Source organism: Arthrobacter sp. 24S4-2 (genome assembly GCF_005280255.1).
Lineage (GTDB): Bacteria > Actinomycetota > Actinomycetes > Actinomycetales > Micrococcaceae > Arthrobacter.
Map to the genome: position 1 here is coordinate 4,884,416 of NZ_CP040018.1, position 13,717 is coordinate 4,898,132.

The window sequence follows — 13,717 nt, forward strand, 5'->3', positions numbered from 1 at the left end:
GGCGGCCTGCCCAACCGGCCAACGGGAAGCGGGCAACGGGAAGCGGGCAACGGGAAGCGGGCAACGGGAAGCGGGCAGGACGGTGCAAGGCTGATCCTACGCCGCGATGGATAGTGCCCAGTCGGGCAAGGGATCCACCGGTAATGGTGGCCCGGTCTCTCCGAGACCGGCGGCACCGGCAAGCACGTCCGGCCAGTCGGGCGGTTCCCACTCCGGGTCTTCGCCCGCCCGGCCGGGGCGGTCCGGCCAGTGTGGCGGTTCCCAGTCCTGTTGTTCGCTGGGATAGGAGCGCCCCGAGGGTGAGATCCAGCCGGGTGGTTGATCTCGGGTCGCGTCAACCGGTCTCCACGGCGTGCTGTGTTTGAGTCGGTGGTGGCGCCGGCAGGGCTGGCCCAGGTTGGTGATGCCAGTGCCGCCTCCCTCGGACCAAGCCAGCAGATGGTCCGCTTCGTTATCCAGGGAATGGTTGTTGCAGCCGGGAAAAGGGCACCGGCCATCCCGAAGCCGCAACCACTGGCGCATCGCCTTCGGAACCCGGTAGCTGGTGCGGCCGATCTCCAGCGGCGCTCCGCTGCGCGGATCGGTCAGCACTCGCAGGAACGATCCGGCGCCATCCGCGACAAGCCGGCGGGCCATGCTCGCCGGAATGGGACCGTACCCGTCCAGCGTGGCCGGGTCCGTCCCGGTGCCCAAGAGCGACAACACCGGAACGGTCACCAGGACCTGTGCCTTGGGCGACGGGGTTCCTTCCGCCACACCCTCCAGTAGCCAGCCAGCGGCGACGTCCGCACGGAGCTGCGTCAGGGTCCGGGATTCGGACGGACCCTGCAGAGCACGCGCCGTTTCCGTGGCACGGGACCAGACACCCGCCGCCACATCCGCGGGCAGGTAGGCCGAGAGCCAGGCCATGCCATCCCGGTCCGGGACATATTCCAGCCGACGGTCCTGCACGCCCTTGCGGTGGCGCGCTTCGATGCTTACAGGATGGTGCCGCTCACGCCAGCTGCGCGCTTTAGCCCGGAACCTGCCCGGCACCAGCTGTCCCGCCGGGCAGCCACGCGCAGCAGAGGGAGCTTCGGGGTCCAGGAAATGAGCCTCCAAAGCAGCAGCCGCGGCGGGGTCCAGACCGGATGTTTCATCACACATAACTCGCGCGTGCTGCCACGAAATGCTCCCTGTCCGTAGCGCAGACAGCGTCAGGGGCAACCCGGTGGTCAGGGTGGCTGACTCCGCCAGTAACGCAGCTGCCGATCTTTCACTCACAGTCAGGACACAGGCCAGCTCTGCTGTCACCGCCATTTCCTGGGAGGTGCGCTCCTGCGGGGAAACGGCCGGGGCCGCCATGGCCGCGGCAGCGTGGGCGTATCCGGCGGCGAAGTGCACTTTCAGCGCGGCCAGCCTGGCTTCCATTCTGCCCACCTCAGCCGCACCGTCCAGGCACGCGTCCGCTTCGTCCTGAAGAGGGTCAGGACCAGTCGAGGCCACGTTCCCGGCCCCGCGACCGACAAATGTAGCCAACGCAGCAAGGGAGGCCTCCATGGCCTCCAACGTCTCCGCAACTGCTCTGCCTTCCATACCCACAGCATGACAGCAGGCACTGACAATAACGCCGGCCTCAGAGTTGGCGATCGTTCCAGGTCCGGATTGGCGCCTCCGGTATTCCTCACGTCCGCTGAGGCTTATCGATTTGGTAGCCGGCTACAAGCAAAGTCAGCCTTCCAGGATCTGCCTGATCCCGAACTCTCCCACGGCGAACATCCGCGGATCATCGTCGGAGTTGCTCAGCATGGCGGTGGACAGGATGAGAGCCCAGCCCCGGGCCCTCATCCAGGTGTCCCCTTCTACTGCGGGGCCAAAGGCGTCCATGAAGCGGTGGCGGGCGCCGGCGTCGAACATCAGCCACCCCACCGCAAGATCGACAGCAGGGTCCCCTGCTCCGACGTCGCCGAAATCGATGACGCCAGCCAGGGAGCCGTCGTCCGCCAGCAGGATATTGCCCGGGTGAAGGTCCCCGTGGAGCATCATCGCTGGGCCATCCCAGGCTTTAGCAGCACAGGCCTCCGCCCACACCCCTCTCAGTGCTGCTGCCTGCGGGTAGCGTTCGCGGTCCCCGAGCCGTTCCACCACCGCAGAGTCACGGTCCGTCAGCGGCACGCCGCGGAACGGATTCACCGGGACACCGGTTTCGGCGGGCACGTGGAGGGACAGGAGGAAATCGGCCAGGCATTCAGCGGCCGGCCTGCGGGCTGCTGGGCCGACGTCGGCCGCGGCGGCTCCGGCGACCCACCGCACGATGCTCCACGGCCATGGGAAGTCTGACGTCGGCAAGCCGGCATGGACGGGGACAGGAACCGCAACCGGGGAGCGGCGGGCTATGTCGGGAAGGTAGCGCTGCTCATGCAGTATTAGCGAAACGGCCTCCGCCCTGCGCGGCAGCCGGACGGCCAGGTCGTCCCCGAGGCGGAAGGTCGCGTTGTCCCAGCCATTCGCAACCCGCGTTAGAGGACGATCGCCGAGGTCGGGCCACTGGTCCCGGACGAGGCACTGGACGACGACGTCACTCACCTCCAAAATGGCTGGTGGCATTCCCGCCATTCAGAGATCCACCTTCCTTGTTCCTGCGATGCCATCCGGTCCTTTCCCTTGTCCGAATATAGTTCAGATCCCCGAGAGCAGATGGGGCGCCTTGGCGAAGCCAGGTTTAGGCGCGCAGTCCGGCGGCGGGTGTCGTCTGCGTTTGCCGGCGCCATGGTCAAGGAGGCTGCCGAGAAGCTCGGCGAAGAGCAGAAGGAACTCGACCACGCCATTTGGAGCTTCGCCAGCACTACGCGGTTGAAGAGCACGCCGGAAATACCCTGAACGACACAGGCAGGAAGTGGACGACGGCGCTGACAATGGCCTGCACACTAACGGGCCGAGGCGTTCGGCCGCGAGCCGCGATCCCCAGATAGTTCCTCGGTTACTTTCATCAAATTGGCAACGCTGGAGGAAATCGAGGGGTACCAGATCGTCCGGGCCATCGTCTGCAGCGAAGTGAAGCCCGCTCGCGTAGTCCAGAGGGATGCCAAGTCCTACTTCGCGGTGTTGCTGGACGACAACAACCGCAAGCCGATCGCGCGCCTGCAATTCAACCGCACCCAGAAGTACATCGGAATATTCGACGACAACAAGGAAGAGACCCGAGTGCCCATTAGCTCGCTGGAAGAAATCTACGAGCACACTGAAGCACTGCGCGCGAGCGTAAAAAGCTACCTCTGAGCACGGCTGCTCCTAAAGCCAGGCCGGCAATTCTCTGAAGCCTAAACGCAGGGGCGGGAAAGTGGACGGCGGCGGGACTTCCCGCCGTCGTCAGCTTGCGTTTGGTGCCGCTCACCCACAGCGCCGACCAGCCGCCGTCGGCCGCAAGGATGGCGACCGGAGTCCGCGCAGACCGACGACTCCGGCGCCGCGGTTCCAGGCAGCCTCATAAGGTTGCGGCTTCTTCCTCCGCCAGTCTGATCAGACGAAGTTCGTCCTCCACCGCGCGGGAAGGCCAGTAGCCCCTCGCCAGCTCACTTGCCCGGCTTCGATCCGCTTCCGGGAAGAGCTTGCCGAACAGCCCGGCCGCCTGAAGCAGGGCGATCAGCGCTGTGGTCCTGGTATCGGGCGTCTTGGCATCGGGCGTCTTGGCATCGGGCGTCGGGGCACCAGGCTTGGCGGGAGCAGGCGTCGTGGCGTCGGGTGCCGTGGCGTCACCCGCCCCGGAATCAGCCGCCCCGGCCTCGGTCGCCGCGGACGCAGACGCCTCGGGATCGGACAGCGCACTGCTGAGTGTGGCCTGGATCCTTTTCAGGAGAGCCTCCTCCGGAGCGTGGTCCTTCTCGCGGTACCGCACGGCCCGGAACCGGCCCAGGTGCTTTTCGCCGAAATGTTCCACGATGCCCAGCGACACCATCCCCTCATAGACTCGCCGCACTTCGGCGCGGCCCTCCAGTATGGCGACCCACCCCTTGGGAGTGTGGTGCCGGGATTTGCCACGGATGAGCTCCAGCTCGTACTGGAAGTCCGTTTGCGGGTCGGTCCCGGTAGCCCTGACGTGCTTTCCCGGCAGCTCGATCGCGCCGAGCAGCGCCAGCTCGGCCAATATTGCCCCTGCCACAGTGGTCCTGAGTGCGAACACCGGCACTTCAGGTTTGCCGTCTTTGTCGTTCGTAGCCAAGAGGAGGAAAGCCTGGGGAAGGCTCAGCTCCACCGCCTTCGGTGTTTCAGCATCCATAGCATCATGGTGGCCCTGTTGGGGAGCCACCACAATGAGGATTTACAAGCGTTCACGTCGCCATCCGCATTGCCTTGCCGCTGGCCAACCGCTTCCAAAGGTTTGCGGCCACAGTGCGCGGACGACGGCGGGACCTCCCGCCGTCGTCCGCTTCCCTTGGTGCCTACTGGCTGAAGGGGACCTTCTCCCAGCTCAGGACACCTCCGCCGTCGCTGCTGTTACCGGCCACCGTGAACCTGACGTAGTTGGTGGCGTTGGCCGCTCCGTCCACAGTGAGCCGCTGCAGGTCATCCGCGGCGCGCTGGCCGTAGATGTTCAGCCACGGTGAGCCCTCCGCCAGCGGCTGGTTGTCGGCGAAGGCGTGGCTGTCGCCGTTGATGAGATAGACGGGGTGGTCGAAGCGGTTGGTCTCTTCAATGATGGCCGCAACGATCTCCCGGAACCCGGAGACCGTTTCCGGGTTGGCAGTAGCCGCGGCGAGCAGCGACGGATCGAACATGTCGGCCTGGGTCATCAACACCACGGCGCGGTCGTTGCGGCGCTCGGCGTCAGTGAACGTTTCGTGTATCTGCTTCAGGACGGCATCCGTCCGGTGCTCAACTTCGGCCAGCTGCTCGGGCCCGGGAGAGGTTTCGCCCAGGCCGCTCCACGGAAGCAGCGAGTTGTTGCTGCCCTGGATGTCCATCACGGAGAAGGCAACGCGGTTCTGGGTGAAGCGGACATTTTCCGGAAGCCCAAGGTTCTCCTGGCTCTTGACCGGCATGGTTGTGCCCAGGGTCTTGCCGGGCTGGTCGAAGAAGACCTCCCGCAGCTTGGCCAGCCGTTCCAGCGGGTTGTACGCGCCGTTGTTGGTGCGGTGGCAGTCCACCCACTCGTTGTCGCCCGGCGTGTAAACCAGCGGGTGCTCGAAGGTGTCGAACTCTGAGCGGATCTTGGCGAAGTACTCGTCGGAGCAGACGGAGGAGCCGTTCTTGATGTCGCCCACGTGGGTAACAAATTTCAGGGCACTGTCGGCGTTGATGTCCTGGATGTGGGACGGGAACTTGGCGATTTCGGCGTCGCCGTAGGGGGTGTCGCCGATGACGCCAAAGGTGAAGGCCTGGCTGTCCGAGGTGTCGGCTGCGTTGGCGGGCTGGGACGCAAGGAGGCCGAGCGCCAGGACGGCTGCCGCCGTCGTTGTTTTCAAGGTCTTTGAAGGCATGGAGGTGTTCCTGTCTCTGCTGAGTGGGGCGGCTTAGAGCGTGCGGGCGGTGAGGAACTGTTCCAGTGCCTCGAGGTCGTCGGTGTTGATGTGGTCCACGCCGGCGTCGAAGAGCTCATTCCAGACAGCTTCGCGTGCGGCGCCGGGCTGGTCAGGGGTGGCCCAGAAGCGGACCCGGTAGCCCTGGGCGTGGGCATCGGCCACGTAGGCCTGGAGTTTGGTGCGTTCGGCCTCGGGCATGGGGCCCACGCCCTGCCAGCTGAAGAGCTTGGTCCAGTTGTCGCTGACCAGCGGCATCAGCCCGGCAGGCATCCCGGAGGTGAGGTCCGCGGAGCGTCCGTCATAGAAGCCGAACCGCTTTTCCTGTGCCTGCATGGTGGCCAGGGGACGGTTTCCGCTGATGACGGCGGTGACGGGCCCGGTTTTGGTGGTGCCGTTGCTGTAGCGGCTCATGATGTCCCGGTGCTCGGCCAGTTCCTGCTCGATGGCGGCGTAGGTGGCCTCCCCTTCACTCTTGATGTCGATCAGGAGCTGCAGGCTGCCGTCCCAATGGGGATAAACGCTGCGGCCCTGGTTCCGCACCAGCTCGTCCAGCGGATCGAGGTAGAGGCTCTCGAGCGTTACTCCGGGCTTGGCGTCCGCGAGGTCGTGTGCCACCAGGAGTTCGCCGTCGACCAGCCACACATCTGCTTCGACGCTGGTGAATCCATGCGCCAGCGCATCGAACAGGGGACGTTCGTGCCCATAGTCGTTGTGGGCGTGCGTCCCTGCGAGGGGCTGGCCGACGACGACGGGCGGGGGCTTGGGTGCCTCGGCCTGGGCGGGTGCTGCTGCGGTTCCCGCCAGGGTGGCGAGGATGGCGACGGCGGCGAGGGCGCTTTTCACGAACACGGAGTACTCCTGGTACCTCGGGGATGTCCGCCAGGCTAGGGGTGTGCCGGGCGAAAGGGTACGTGAAAAGACTGCTGGGCGTGGGAGAACAGCCAAGGTCGCAAGGGTTTCGCGGCGGTGAACACAAAGCGTCTTTACCGGAGGGTTCACAACCTTGGATTTATTGGAGACCTAACGTCACACAACGCGACGGCATCCGGATCCGGACCAGCAACGCCCTACCCTTGACAGGTGACATTGACTAAGATTCGCACCGCCGCCGCGAGCTCCCTCGCCGCCGCAGGTCTCCTGTTTACTCTCGCTGCCTGTTCCACGCCGGCCGCCACCCAGCCAACCACCTCTGCACCGGCGTCCCCGGCAACGGCTTCATCCAGCGCCGCCTCCGGGCCCTGCGCCGGCGTGAAGGTCATCGTTGATTCGGGCGCCCTGAAGCAGACTGCCGCTGACACGTCCGTGTGCGTGCCCGTGGACGCGCCGACGCCCGCTTCCAAGGTGCTTGATGAGGCAAAGGTGAAAACCGAGGGCACTGCCCAATATCCCAAGGAACTGGTGTGCCGTGTGAACGGCGTGCCCGCCGCAGACCTCGACATCGCCCACAAGGGCGGCACGTACCGGGAAGACTGCAGCAAGATGCCCGCCGCTTTTGCCTACTGGGCTCTCTGGGTTAAGCCGGCCTCCGGGGCCTGGGAATACGCGCAGGAAGGCCTCGCCACCCTGCAGGTAAGCCCGGGACAGAGCCTGGAACTGCTCTTCACGGTCGACGACGCACCGGCCGCACCCGCGGCATGACCTTTCGACCCGCGCCGTTACGCGCAGCGGCGGCTCTCGCCGTCGTCTTCATCGCGGCGCGGGTCATCTACCGCATCCTTTTCAACGGAGCGGGCGCCGGTGGACCGGTTCTGCTCAACATACCGCCAGTGCCCCTGCCTGCCCCGTATGCCCATGTGGTCCTCCTCGGCCCGGTAACGGCGCCTGGGCTGTGGGAGGCGGTCCTGTCCGCCCTGCCGATTGCCGGGATGATCCTCGGTTTCGGCCTGCTCAACGCCTGGGTGGACGTGGCCCGCGGCTTCGTGCTGCTGGCCCGCGGCGGCCCCATGCAGGGCCTGGCCCGGACCCTTGTGGTGGCTTGGGCGGCGCTCCCGGCGCTCTCCGACGCCGTGACCTCTGTACGCCTGGCGTTTCGGTTGCGGGGCGAACGCTTCGGACCCCGCGCCCTGGTGCCCGTGCTCGAGCGCACGCTTGAGCACGCGGGCCGGGTTGCTGCGGCCCTGGAGTTGCGTGGCTTCGGGAGCCGGGCAGCACACCAGCCCGGCCCGGGTGCCGAAGAACCGGTTCTCGTCCGGGACGCCCAGTTCCGCATTGGTGACGCACAGGTGAGCGTCGCAGGGTTCGCGCCGTCGAGCGGGTCAATTGCGGTCATTACCGGGCCGACGGGCTCCGGCAAGTCCACTATCCTGCGGGGTATCGCTGGCCTCCTCTCGCACGTTGACGGTGGAGGAATTTCCGGCACCGTGCGCGTCGCCGGAACGGACCGTGCCACTACGCCGCCGCGCGATACCGCCCGCCTCGTCGGCGTCGTATTGCAGAATCCCCGGGCCGCATTCGCCACCACCCGGGTCCGGGACGAAATCGGCCTCGCACTTGAGCTGCGCGGCATGGAATCCGGGACCGCCAAGGCGCGGGTGCTGGAGGTCGCGGAGCGTATTGGGGTGTCGGCGCTGCTGGACCGGAATGTCAGCACTCTCTCGGCGGGTGAGGCAACGCTCGTAGCCGTCGCCGCCGCGGTGGTGGAGCATCCTGCCCTGCTCCTGGTTGATGAGCCCCTGGCCGATCTTGACACCGTAGCCCGCAGACACGTCATCGCTGTGCTCAACGCCCTCGCCCGCGACGCCGGTGTCTGTGTCATCGTGGCGGAGCACCGGGCGGAAGCGCTCGTACCGGTTGCCGACTCGTGGTGGACCATCGACGACGGCGCCCTGGTACCGGGTGCTGCGCCATCCGCGCCTTCGCACCCCGTCAGTGCCCGTCCGACGCCGGCACAGCCAGTGGAGCTCGCGACCGTGCTGACTGAGCCCGTGCTGACGGCGGCAAAGCTCGCGGTGCACCGCAAGGGCAAGCCGCTGGTGCGCGACGCGTCCCTGACCCTGCACCGCGGCGAAGTGGTGGCCCTGGTGGGGCCGAACGGGGCCGGGAAATCGTCCCTCCTGGTGGCGCTCGCCCTGGGTGAAGGCACGGTTGGTGAAGGCAGGGGCGGTGAAAGAACGGTCGACGGCGGCACTCTCGGCGGCGGCCGCGTCGCCCTCGTCCCGGACGCCTCGGACGACCTCTTCACCCGGGATACCGTGGCGGCAGAGCTCCGCGCGGCCGAGAGGCGCCAGGCGCGCCAGCGTAACGCGGGGCGCCACTCAAGCCGGCGTCTCTCAGACCTGCGCCGCCCGGGCCGCGACCAGCTTGCCCCACAGACTGCGGCGTCACGCCTGGCCCGTTTGCGGGGAGACGTTCGGATTCCCATTGGACCGGAGCATCCCCGGGACCTCTCTGCAGGAGAGCGCAGGATCCTTGCCATCGCGCTGCAGACCATGGACGACCCCCAGGTACTCCTGATCGATGAGCCCACCCGCGGACTCGATCCCGCGGCGCGCACAGCAGTCTCGGCGGCGCTGCGCGCCGCAGCGGACGCCGGCGCGGCGGTCCTGATCGCCACGCACGACCTCGACTTTGCCCACGGCCTCGGCGCCCGGATCCTGCCGATGCGTGACGGCGTCGCGCCCTCTTCCGCGCCGGCCACTGCACCTGAAGCGCCCCTCCCGCTTCCCCGGCGAGCGGGTGCCGGACCGAGGCCACGGGTCATCGAACAAACGGACACCCAGGGCGCGGCAAAACAGCGCCGCATCCGGATGCCGCGGCGCGTCGAGCTTTCAGTTCTCGCAGCTGCAAACCTTCTGGCCCTCGCAGCGTTCTGCTGGCCGCTGCTCGCCGCGGCCTTCCCGGAGGATGCCGCCGCGGCCCTCCCCTACGCAGCGCTGGCCATTGCACCGCTCGCCGTCATCGCCATCGTCGTTTCCCTGGACGGCTCGGTCCGCTCCGCACACACGGTGGCGCTGCTCGGCGTCCTGGCCGCCGTCGGTTCGGCGGTGCGGGTGGCCAGCACCGGCGTCGGGGGCGTGGAGGCAGTCTTTATCCTGCTGATTCTGGCCGGCCGGGCCTTCGGCGCGCGTTTCGGCATGCTCCTCGGCGCCGCTACCATCGCGCTCTCTAGCGCTTTGTGGGGTGGCGTCGGGCCGTGGACACCGTTCCAGATCTTCGCCTGTGCGTGGGTGGGCGCCGGGGCCGGCCTGCTCCCCCGCCATGTGCGGGGCAAAGCCGAACTGTGGATGCTGTGCGGCTACGGCATCCTGGCGTCCTACCTGTTCGGTCTGCTGACCAATCTGTGGTTCTGGCCCTTCGCGGTGGGCGCCGGCACCGGTATCTCCTATGTGCCCGGCGCGCCGCTGGGCACCAACCTCAGCAGCTTCCTGCTCTACTCGCTGTTGACGTCGACGGCGGGCTGGGACACCCTGCGCGCCATCACCACGGTCATCGGAATCGCCATAGTGGGGCGGGCCATTCTCGCCGCACTCCGGCGGGTGAAGCCGGTCTCCAGCGTGGGCAGTCAGGCCGGGCAGGCCAGCCCCACCCAGGCTCAATCCAGTCAGGCCGGGGACCGGCGCCAACTCACACCTTGAAGTACTTTGCCTCCGGGTGGTGGAACACGAACGCGTCCGTGGACTGTTCGGGGTGCAGCATCAGCTCATCGCTCAGGACCACGCCCATCCGCTCGGGCTTCAGCAGTTCCGTCACCTTGCGGCGGTCCTCCATGTCCGGGCAGGCGGGGTAGCCGAGCGAGAAACGCGCCCCGCGGTAGTCGAGCTTGAACAGGCCCGCTTTGTCCTTCGGCTCCTCGGAAGCGAAGCCCAGCTCAGAGCGGATGCGCGCATGCCAGAACTCCGCGAGCGCCTCGGTGAGCTGCATGACCAGGCCGTTGAGCTCGTAGTAGTCGCGGTAGTGGTTTCCTTTGAACAGCTCGGACGTCACCTCGTCGATCTTCGAGCCGGCGGTGACCAGCTGCACCGGCAGGACATCGATCTGCCCGGATTCGCGCGAACGGACGAAGTCGGCGAGGCACAGGTGCCGGTCGCGGCGCTGGCGCGGGAAGTCGAAGCGCAGCCGCTCGGTGCCGATCGGGCCGCCTGAGCCGCCGTCGGGGGCGAGAAGCCCAGGGGTGCCGAGGACGCCGTCGCGGTCCTCCCCGTGGTGCAGCACCACCACCTGTTCCCCTTCGGAGACCACCGGGAAATAGCCGTACGCGACGGACGCGTCCAGCATTCCCTCGCCGAGGATGCGGTCCAGCCAGTACCGCAGGCGCGGCCGGCCCTCGCGTTCCACCAGTTCCTCATAGGAGGCGCCGTCCTCGCCGCGGCCGGGCTTCAGCCCCACTGCCCCATGAAGGTGGCGCGTTCGTCGAGGAAGGTGGAGTAGTCGTGGAGCGAGACGCCGCGCACGATGCGGGTGCCCCAGAACGGCGGCGACGGCACGTGGTTGTCGGAGGCGACGTCGGACCGGCCCGGCATCGCTTCCGGCTCGGTCACCGTGAACTTCGGGCCGCCTTTGTGGATCCGCTTCTTCAGCGGCGGGAGGCCGACGGCGTCGGGATCGGCGCCGCGGGCCACCTGGACCAGGGGTTCCATGAGTGAGAGGCCCTCAAAGGCGTCCTTGGCGTACCTGACGGTTCCTTCAAACTGCTCCGCGAGGTCCTGCTCCACGTAGGCGCGGGTCAGGGCCGCGCCGCCGAGGATGATGGGCCACTTCTTCGCCAGCCCGCGGGACTGCAATTCGGCGAGGTTCTCCTTCATCACCACGGTGGACTTCACCAGCAGGCCGGACATGCCGATCACGTCCGCGTTGTGTTCCTCGGCCGCGGCCATGATCTCGGCGATCCCCTGTTTGATGCCGATGTTCACCACTTTGTAGCCGTTGTTGGTGAGGATGATGTCCACCAGGTTCTTGCCGATGTCGTGCACATCGCCGCGCACGGTGGCGATCACCATGGTGCCTTTGCCCGAGGAATCCGACTTTTCCATGTGCGGCTCGAGCAGGGCAACCGCGTTCTTCATCACCTCGGCGGACTGCAGCACGAACGGCAGCTGCATCTCGCCGGCGCCGAAGCGTTCGCCCACCACCTTCATGCCCTCGAGCAGCTGGTCGTTGATGATGCCCAGCGGGGTCATGCCTTCGGCGCGCGCAAGGTCCAAGTCCTCTTCGAGGCCCTTGCCTTCGCCGTCGATGATGCGCCGCTGCAGGCGTTCACCGGTGGGCAGCGCGGCGAGTTCCGCGGCGCGCTGGTCCTTGAGCGCTGCGGTGTCGACGCCGGCGAACAGGTCCAGCATGCTGTTCAGGGGGTCGTACGTGACATTGCCGTCGGCATCGTATTCGCGGCGGTCCCAGATGAGGTCCAGCGCCACCTTGCGCTGCTCTTCCGGCAGCGACGCGAGCGGCACGATCTTGGCGGCGTCGATGATGCCGCTCGTCAGGCCGGCCTGCACGGCCTCGTGCAGGAACACCGAGTTCAGTGCCATGCGCGCTGCCGGGTTCAGGCCGAAGGACACGTTGGAGACGCCGAGTGTTGTGTTGATGCCGGGGTACTTGGCGGTGATCTGGCGGATGGCCTCGATGGTTTCGATGCCGTCCCGGCGGGTTTCTTCCTGGCCGGTGGCGATGGGGAAGGTCAGGCAGTCGACGATGATGTCCTCGACCCGCATCCCCCATTCGCCAACCAGGGCGTCGACGAGGCGCGAGGCGATGGCCACCTTGCCCTCGGTGGTGCGTGCCTGGCCCTTTTCGTCGATGGTCAGGGCGATCACGGCGGTGCCGTGTTCCTTCACGAGCGGCATGATGCGCGCGAAGCGGCTGTCCGGGCCGTCGCCGTCCTCGTAGTTGACGGAGTTGACCACCGGGCGTCCCCCGATGTGTTCAAGCCCGGCCTGCAGGACGGGGGGTTCGGTGGAGTCGATGACGAGCGGGAGCGTGGAGGCCGACGCGAAACGTGAGACGACCTCCTTGATGTCGGCCACGCCGTCGCGCCCCACATAGTCAATACACACATCGAGCAGGTGCGCGCCGACGCGGACCTGCTCGCGGGCAATGTCCACGCAGTCGTCCCAACGCTCGTCGAGCATTGCCTGGCGGAACGCCTTCGAACCGTTCGCGTTGGTGCGCTCGCCAATGGCGAGGTACGCAGACTCCTGGTCGAAATTCACGTGGTGGTAGAGGGAAGCGATGCCAGCTTCACGCTCGGTGGGAAGGCGGCTGCCGTCGGCGCCCCTCCCGCCGCTGGTGACCGCGGCGCTGGTGCGGAAGGGCGCAAGGCGCTCGACGACGGCGGCCATGTGCTCCGGCGTCGTACCGCAACATCCGCCCACCAGGCCGAGGCCGAATTCGCGCACAAACTGCTCGTGCGCGGTGGCGAGTTCGGTGGGCGAGAGCGGATAGTGCGCGCCGTTGGCGCCAAGCACCGGGAGGCCGGCGTTGGGCATGCAGGCGATGGCCACTGAGGACTGCTTGGCCAGGTGGCGCAGGTGCTCGCTCATCTCATCCGGCCCGGTGGCGCAGTTCAGGCCGATGGCGTCGACGCCGAGCGGCTCGAGCGCGGTGAGCGCCGCGCCGATCTCGGAGCCCATCAGCATGGTTCCGGTGGTCTCGACCGTTACCTCGACGAAGATGGGGAGCCGGATGCCGCGGGTCACGATGGCCTGCTTGCAGCCGTTGACCGCGGCTTTGGTCTGCAGGAGGTCCTGGCTGGTCTCGATGAGGAAGGCATCCGCTCCCCCGTCGATGAGGCCCTCGGCCTGCAGGGCGAAGGTCTGCTTGAGGTAGTCGTAGGTGGTGTGCCCGAGGCTGGGGAGCTTGGTGCCCGGCCCCATTGAGCCCAGCACCCACCGCATCCGTCCGTCTGTTTTTTCTGCCGCTTCGGCGCGTTCGCGGGCGATCTCGGCGCCCTTGCGTGCTAGTTCTTCGATGCGGTCGTCGATGCCGTAGTCGGAGAGGTTGGACCAGTTGGCGCCGAAGGTGTTGGTTTCGACCGCGTCGATGCCGGTGGCGAAGTACGCGTCATGGATGTCCGCGAGGACGTCTGGGCGCGTGGCGTTGAGGATCTCGTTGCAGCCTTCGAGGCCCAGGAAGTCTTCTTCAAGGGACAGTTCCCGGCCCTGCAGCATGGTGCCCATTGCGCCATCGGCGATGACAACCCGGTGGTTCACCGCATCCAGGAGCTCCTGGGCGCGGACGGGGCGGGGGACGGACTCAATATCAAGCGCAAAACGAGGCATCTAAAC

8 protein-coding genes and 2 pseudogenes are annotated in these 13,717 nt (G+C 67.1%); 4 read left to right on the forward strand and 6 right to left on the reverse strand.

Annotated features, from left to right (window positions below; translation table 11 throughout):
* Positions 1-96: 96 nt before the first annotated feature.
* Together FCN77_RS22670 and FCN77_RS22675 are read right to left on the reverse strand one after the other, a co-directional pair.
* Entirely contained in the window at positions 97-1,575 is a 1,479-nt protein-coding gene (locus tag FCN77_RS22670) for an HNH endonuclease signature motif containing protein (RefSeq protein ID WP_137324093.1), read from the reverse strand.
* Between the two features lie 135 nt (positions 1,576-1,710).
* On the reverse strand, positions 1,711-2,595 hold the full coding sequence (locus FCN77_RS22675) for an aminoglycoside phosphotransferase family protein (protein ID WP_137324094.1): 885 nt from the start codon (positions 2,593-2,595) through the stop codon (positions 1,711-1,713).
* A 129-nt stretch (positions 2,596-2,724) separates the two neighbouring features.
* Between FCN77_RS22675 and FCN77_RS27435 the strand changes: the two genes are divergently transcribed.
* Complete coding sequence (locus FCN77_RS27435; protein WP_302646256.1) at positions 2,725-2,859, forward strand: hypothetical protein; 135 nt, start codon at positions 2,725-2,727, stop codon at positions 2,857-2,859.
* A 120-nt stretch (positions 2,860-2,979) separates the two neighbouring features.
* A pseudogene (locus tag FCN77_RS22680) lies at positions 2,980-3,258 on the forward strand (restriction endonuclease); the annotation flags it as partial.
* A gap of 205 nt (positions 3,259-3,463) precedes the next feature.
* Here FCN77_RS22680 and FCN77_RS22685 read toward each other — a convergent pair.
* The 3 genes from FCN77_RS22685 to FCN77_RS22695 all read right to left on the reverse strand — a co-directional run bounded on the left by FCN77_RS22685 (position 3,464) and on the right by FCN77_RS22695 (position 6,347).
* Positions 3,464-4,255, reverse strand: coding sequence for a GPP34 family phosphoprotein (locus tag FCN77_RS22685; protein ID WP_137324095.1), 792 nt, complete (start codon positions 4,253-4,255; stop codon positions 3,464-3,466).
* Between the two features lie 163 nt (positions 4,256-4,418).
* On the reverse strand, positions 4,419-5,456 hold the full coding sequence (locus FCN77_RS22690; protein ID WP_137324096.1) for a hypothetical protein: 1,038 nt from the start codon (positions 5,454-5,456) through the stop codon (positions 4,419-4,421).
* Between the two features lie 33 nt (positions 5,457-5,489).
* Positions 5,490-6,347 (reverse strand): phosphatidylinositol-specific phospholipase C/glycerophosphodiester phosphodiesterase family protein, encoded by an 858-nt coding sequence (locus FCN77_RS22695; protein ID WP_137324097.1) that lies wholly within the window; start codon positions 6,345-6,347, stop codon positions 5,490-5,492.
* Positions 6,348-6,578: 231 nt separating this feature from the next.
* Between FCN77_RS22695 and FCN77_RS22700 the strand changes: the two genes are divergently transcribed.
* On the forward strand, positions 6,579-7,136 hold the full coding sequence (locus FCN77_RS22700) for a hypothetical protein (RefSeq protein ID WP_137324098.1): 558 nt from the start codon (positions 6,579-6,581) through the stop codon (positions 7,134-7,136).
* Positions 7,133-10,072: an ATP-binding cassette domain-containing protein gene (locus FCN77_RS22705; RefSeq protein ID WP_137324099.1), complete on the forward strand. Its 2,940-nt coding sequence runs from the start codon at positions 7,133-7,135 to the stop codon at positions 10,070-10,072. The genes FCN77_RS22700 and FCN77_RS22705 overlap by 4 nt, the downstream gene beginning before the upstream one ends.
* Here the strand turns inward: FCN77_RS22705 and metH are convergent.
* Positions 10,062-13,711: pseudogene (gene metH, locus FCN77_RS22710) on the reverse strand (methionine synthase). The gene FCN77_RS22705 and the pseudogene metH overlap by 11 nt on opposite strands.
* Positions 13,712-13,717 lie beyond the last annotated feature (6 nt).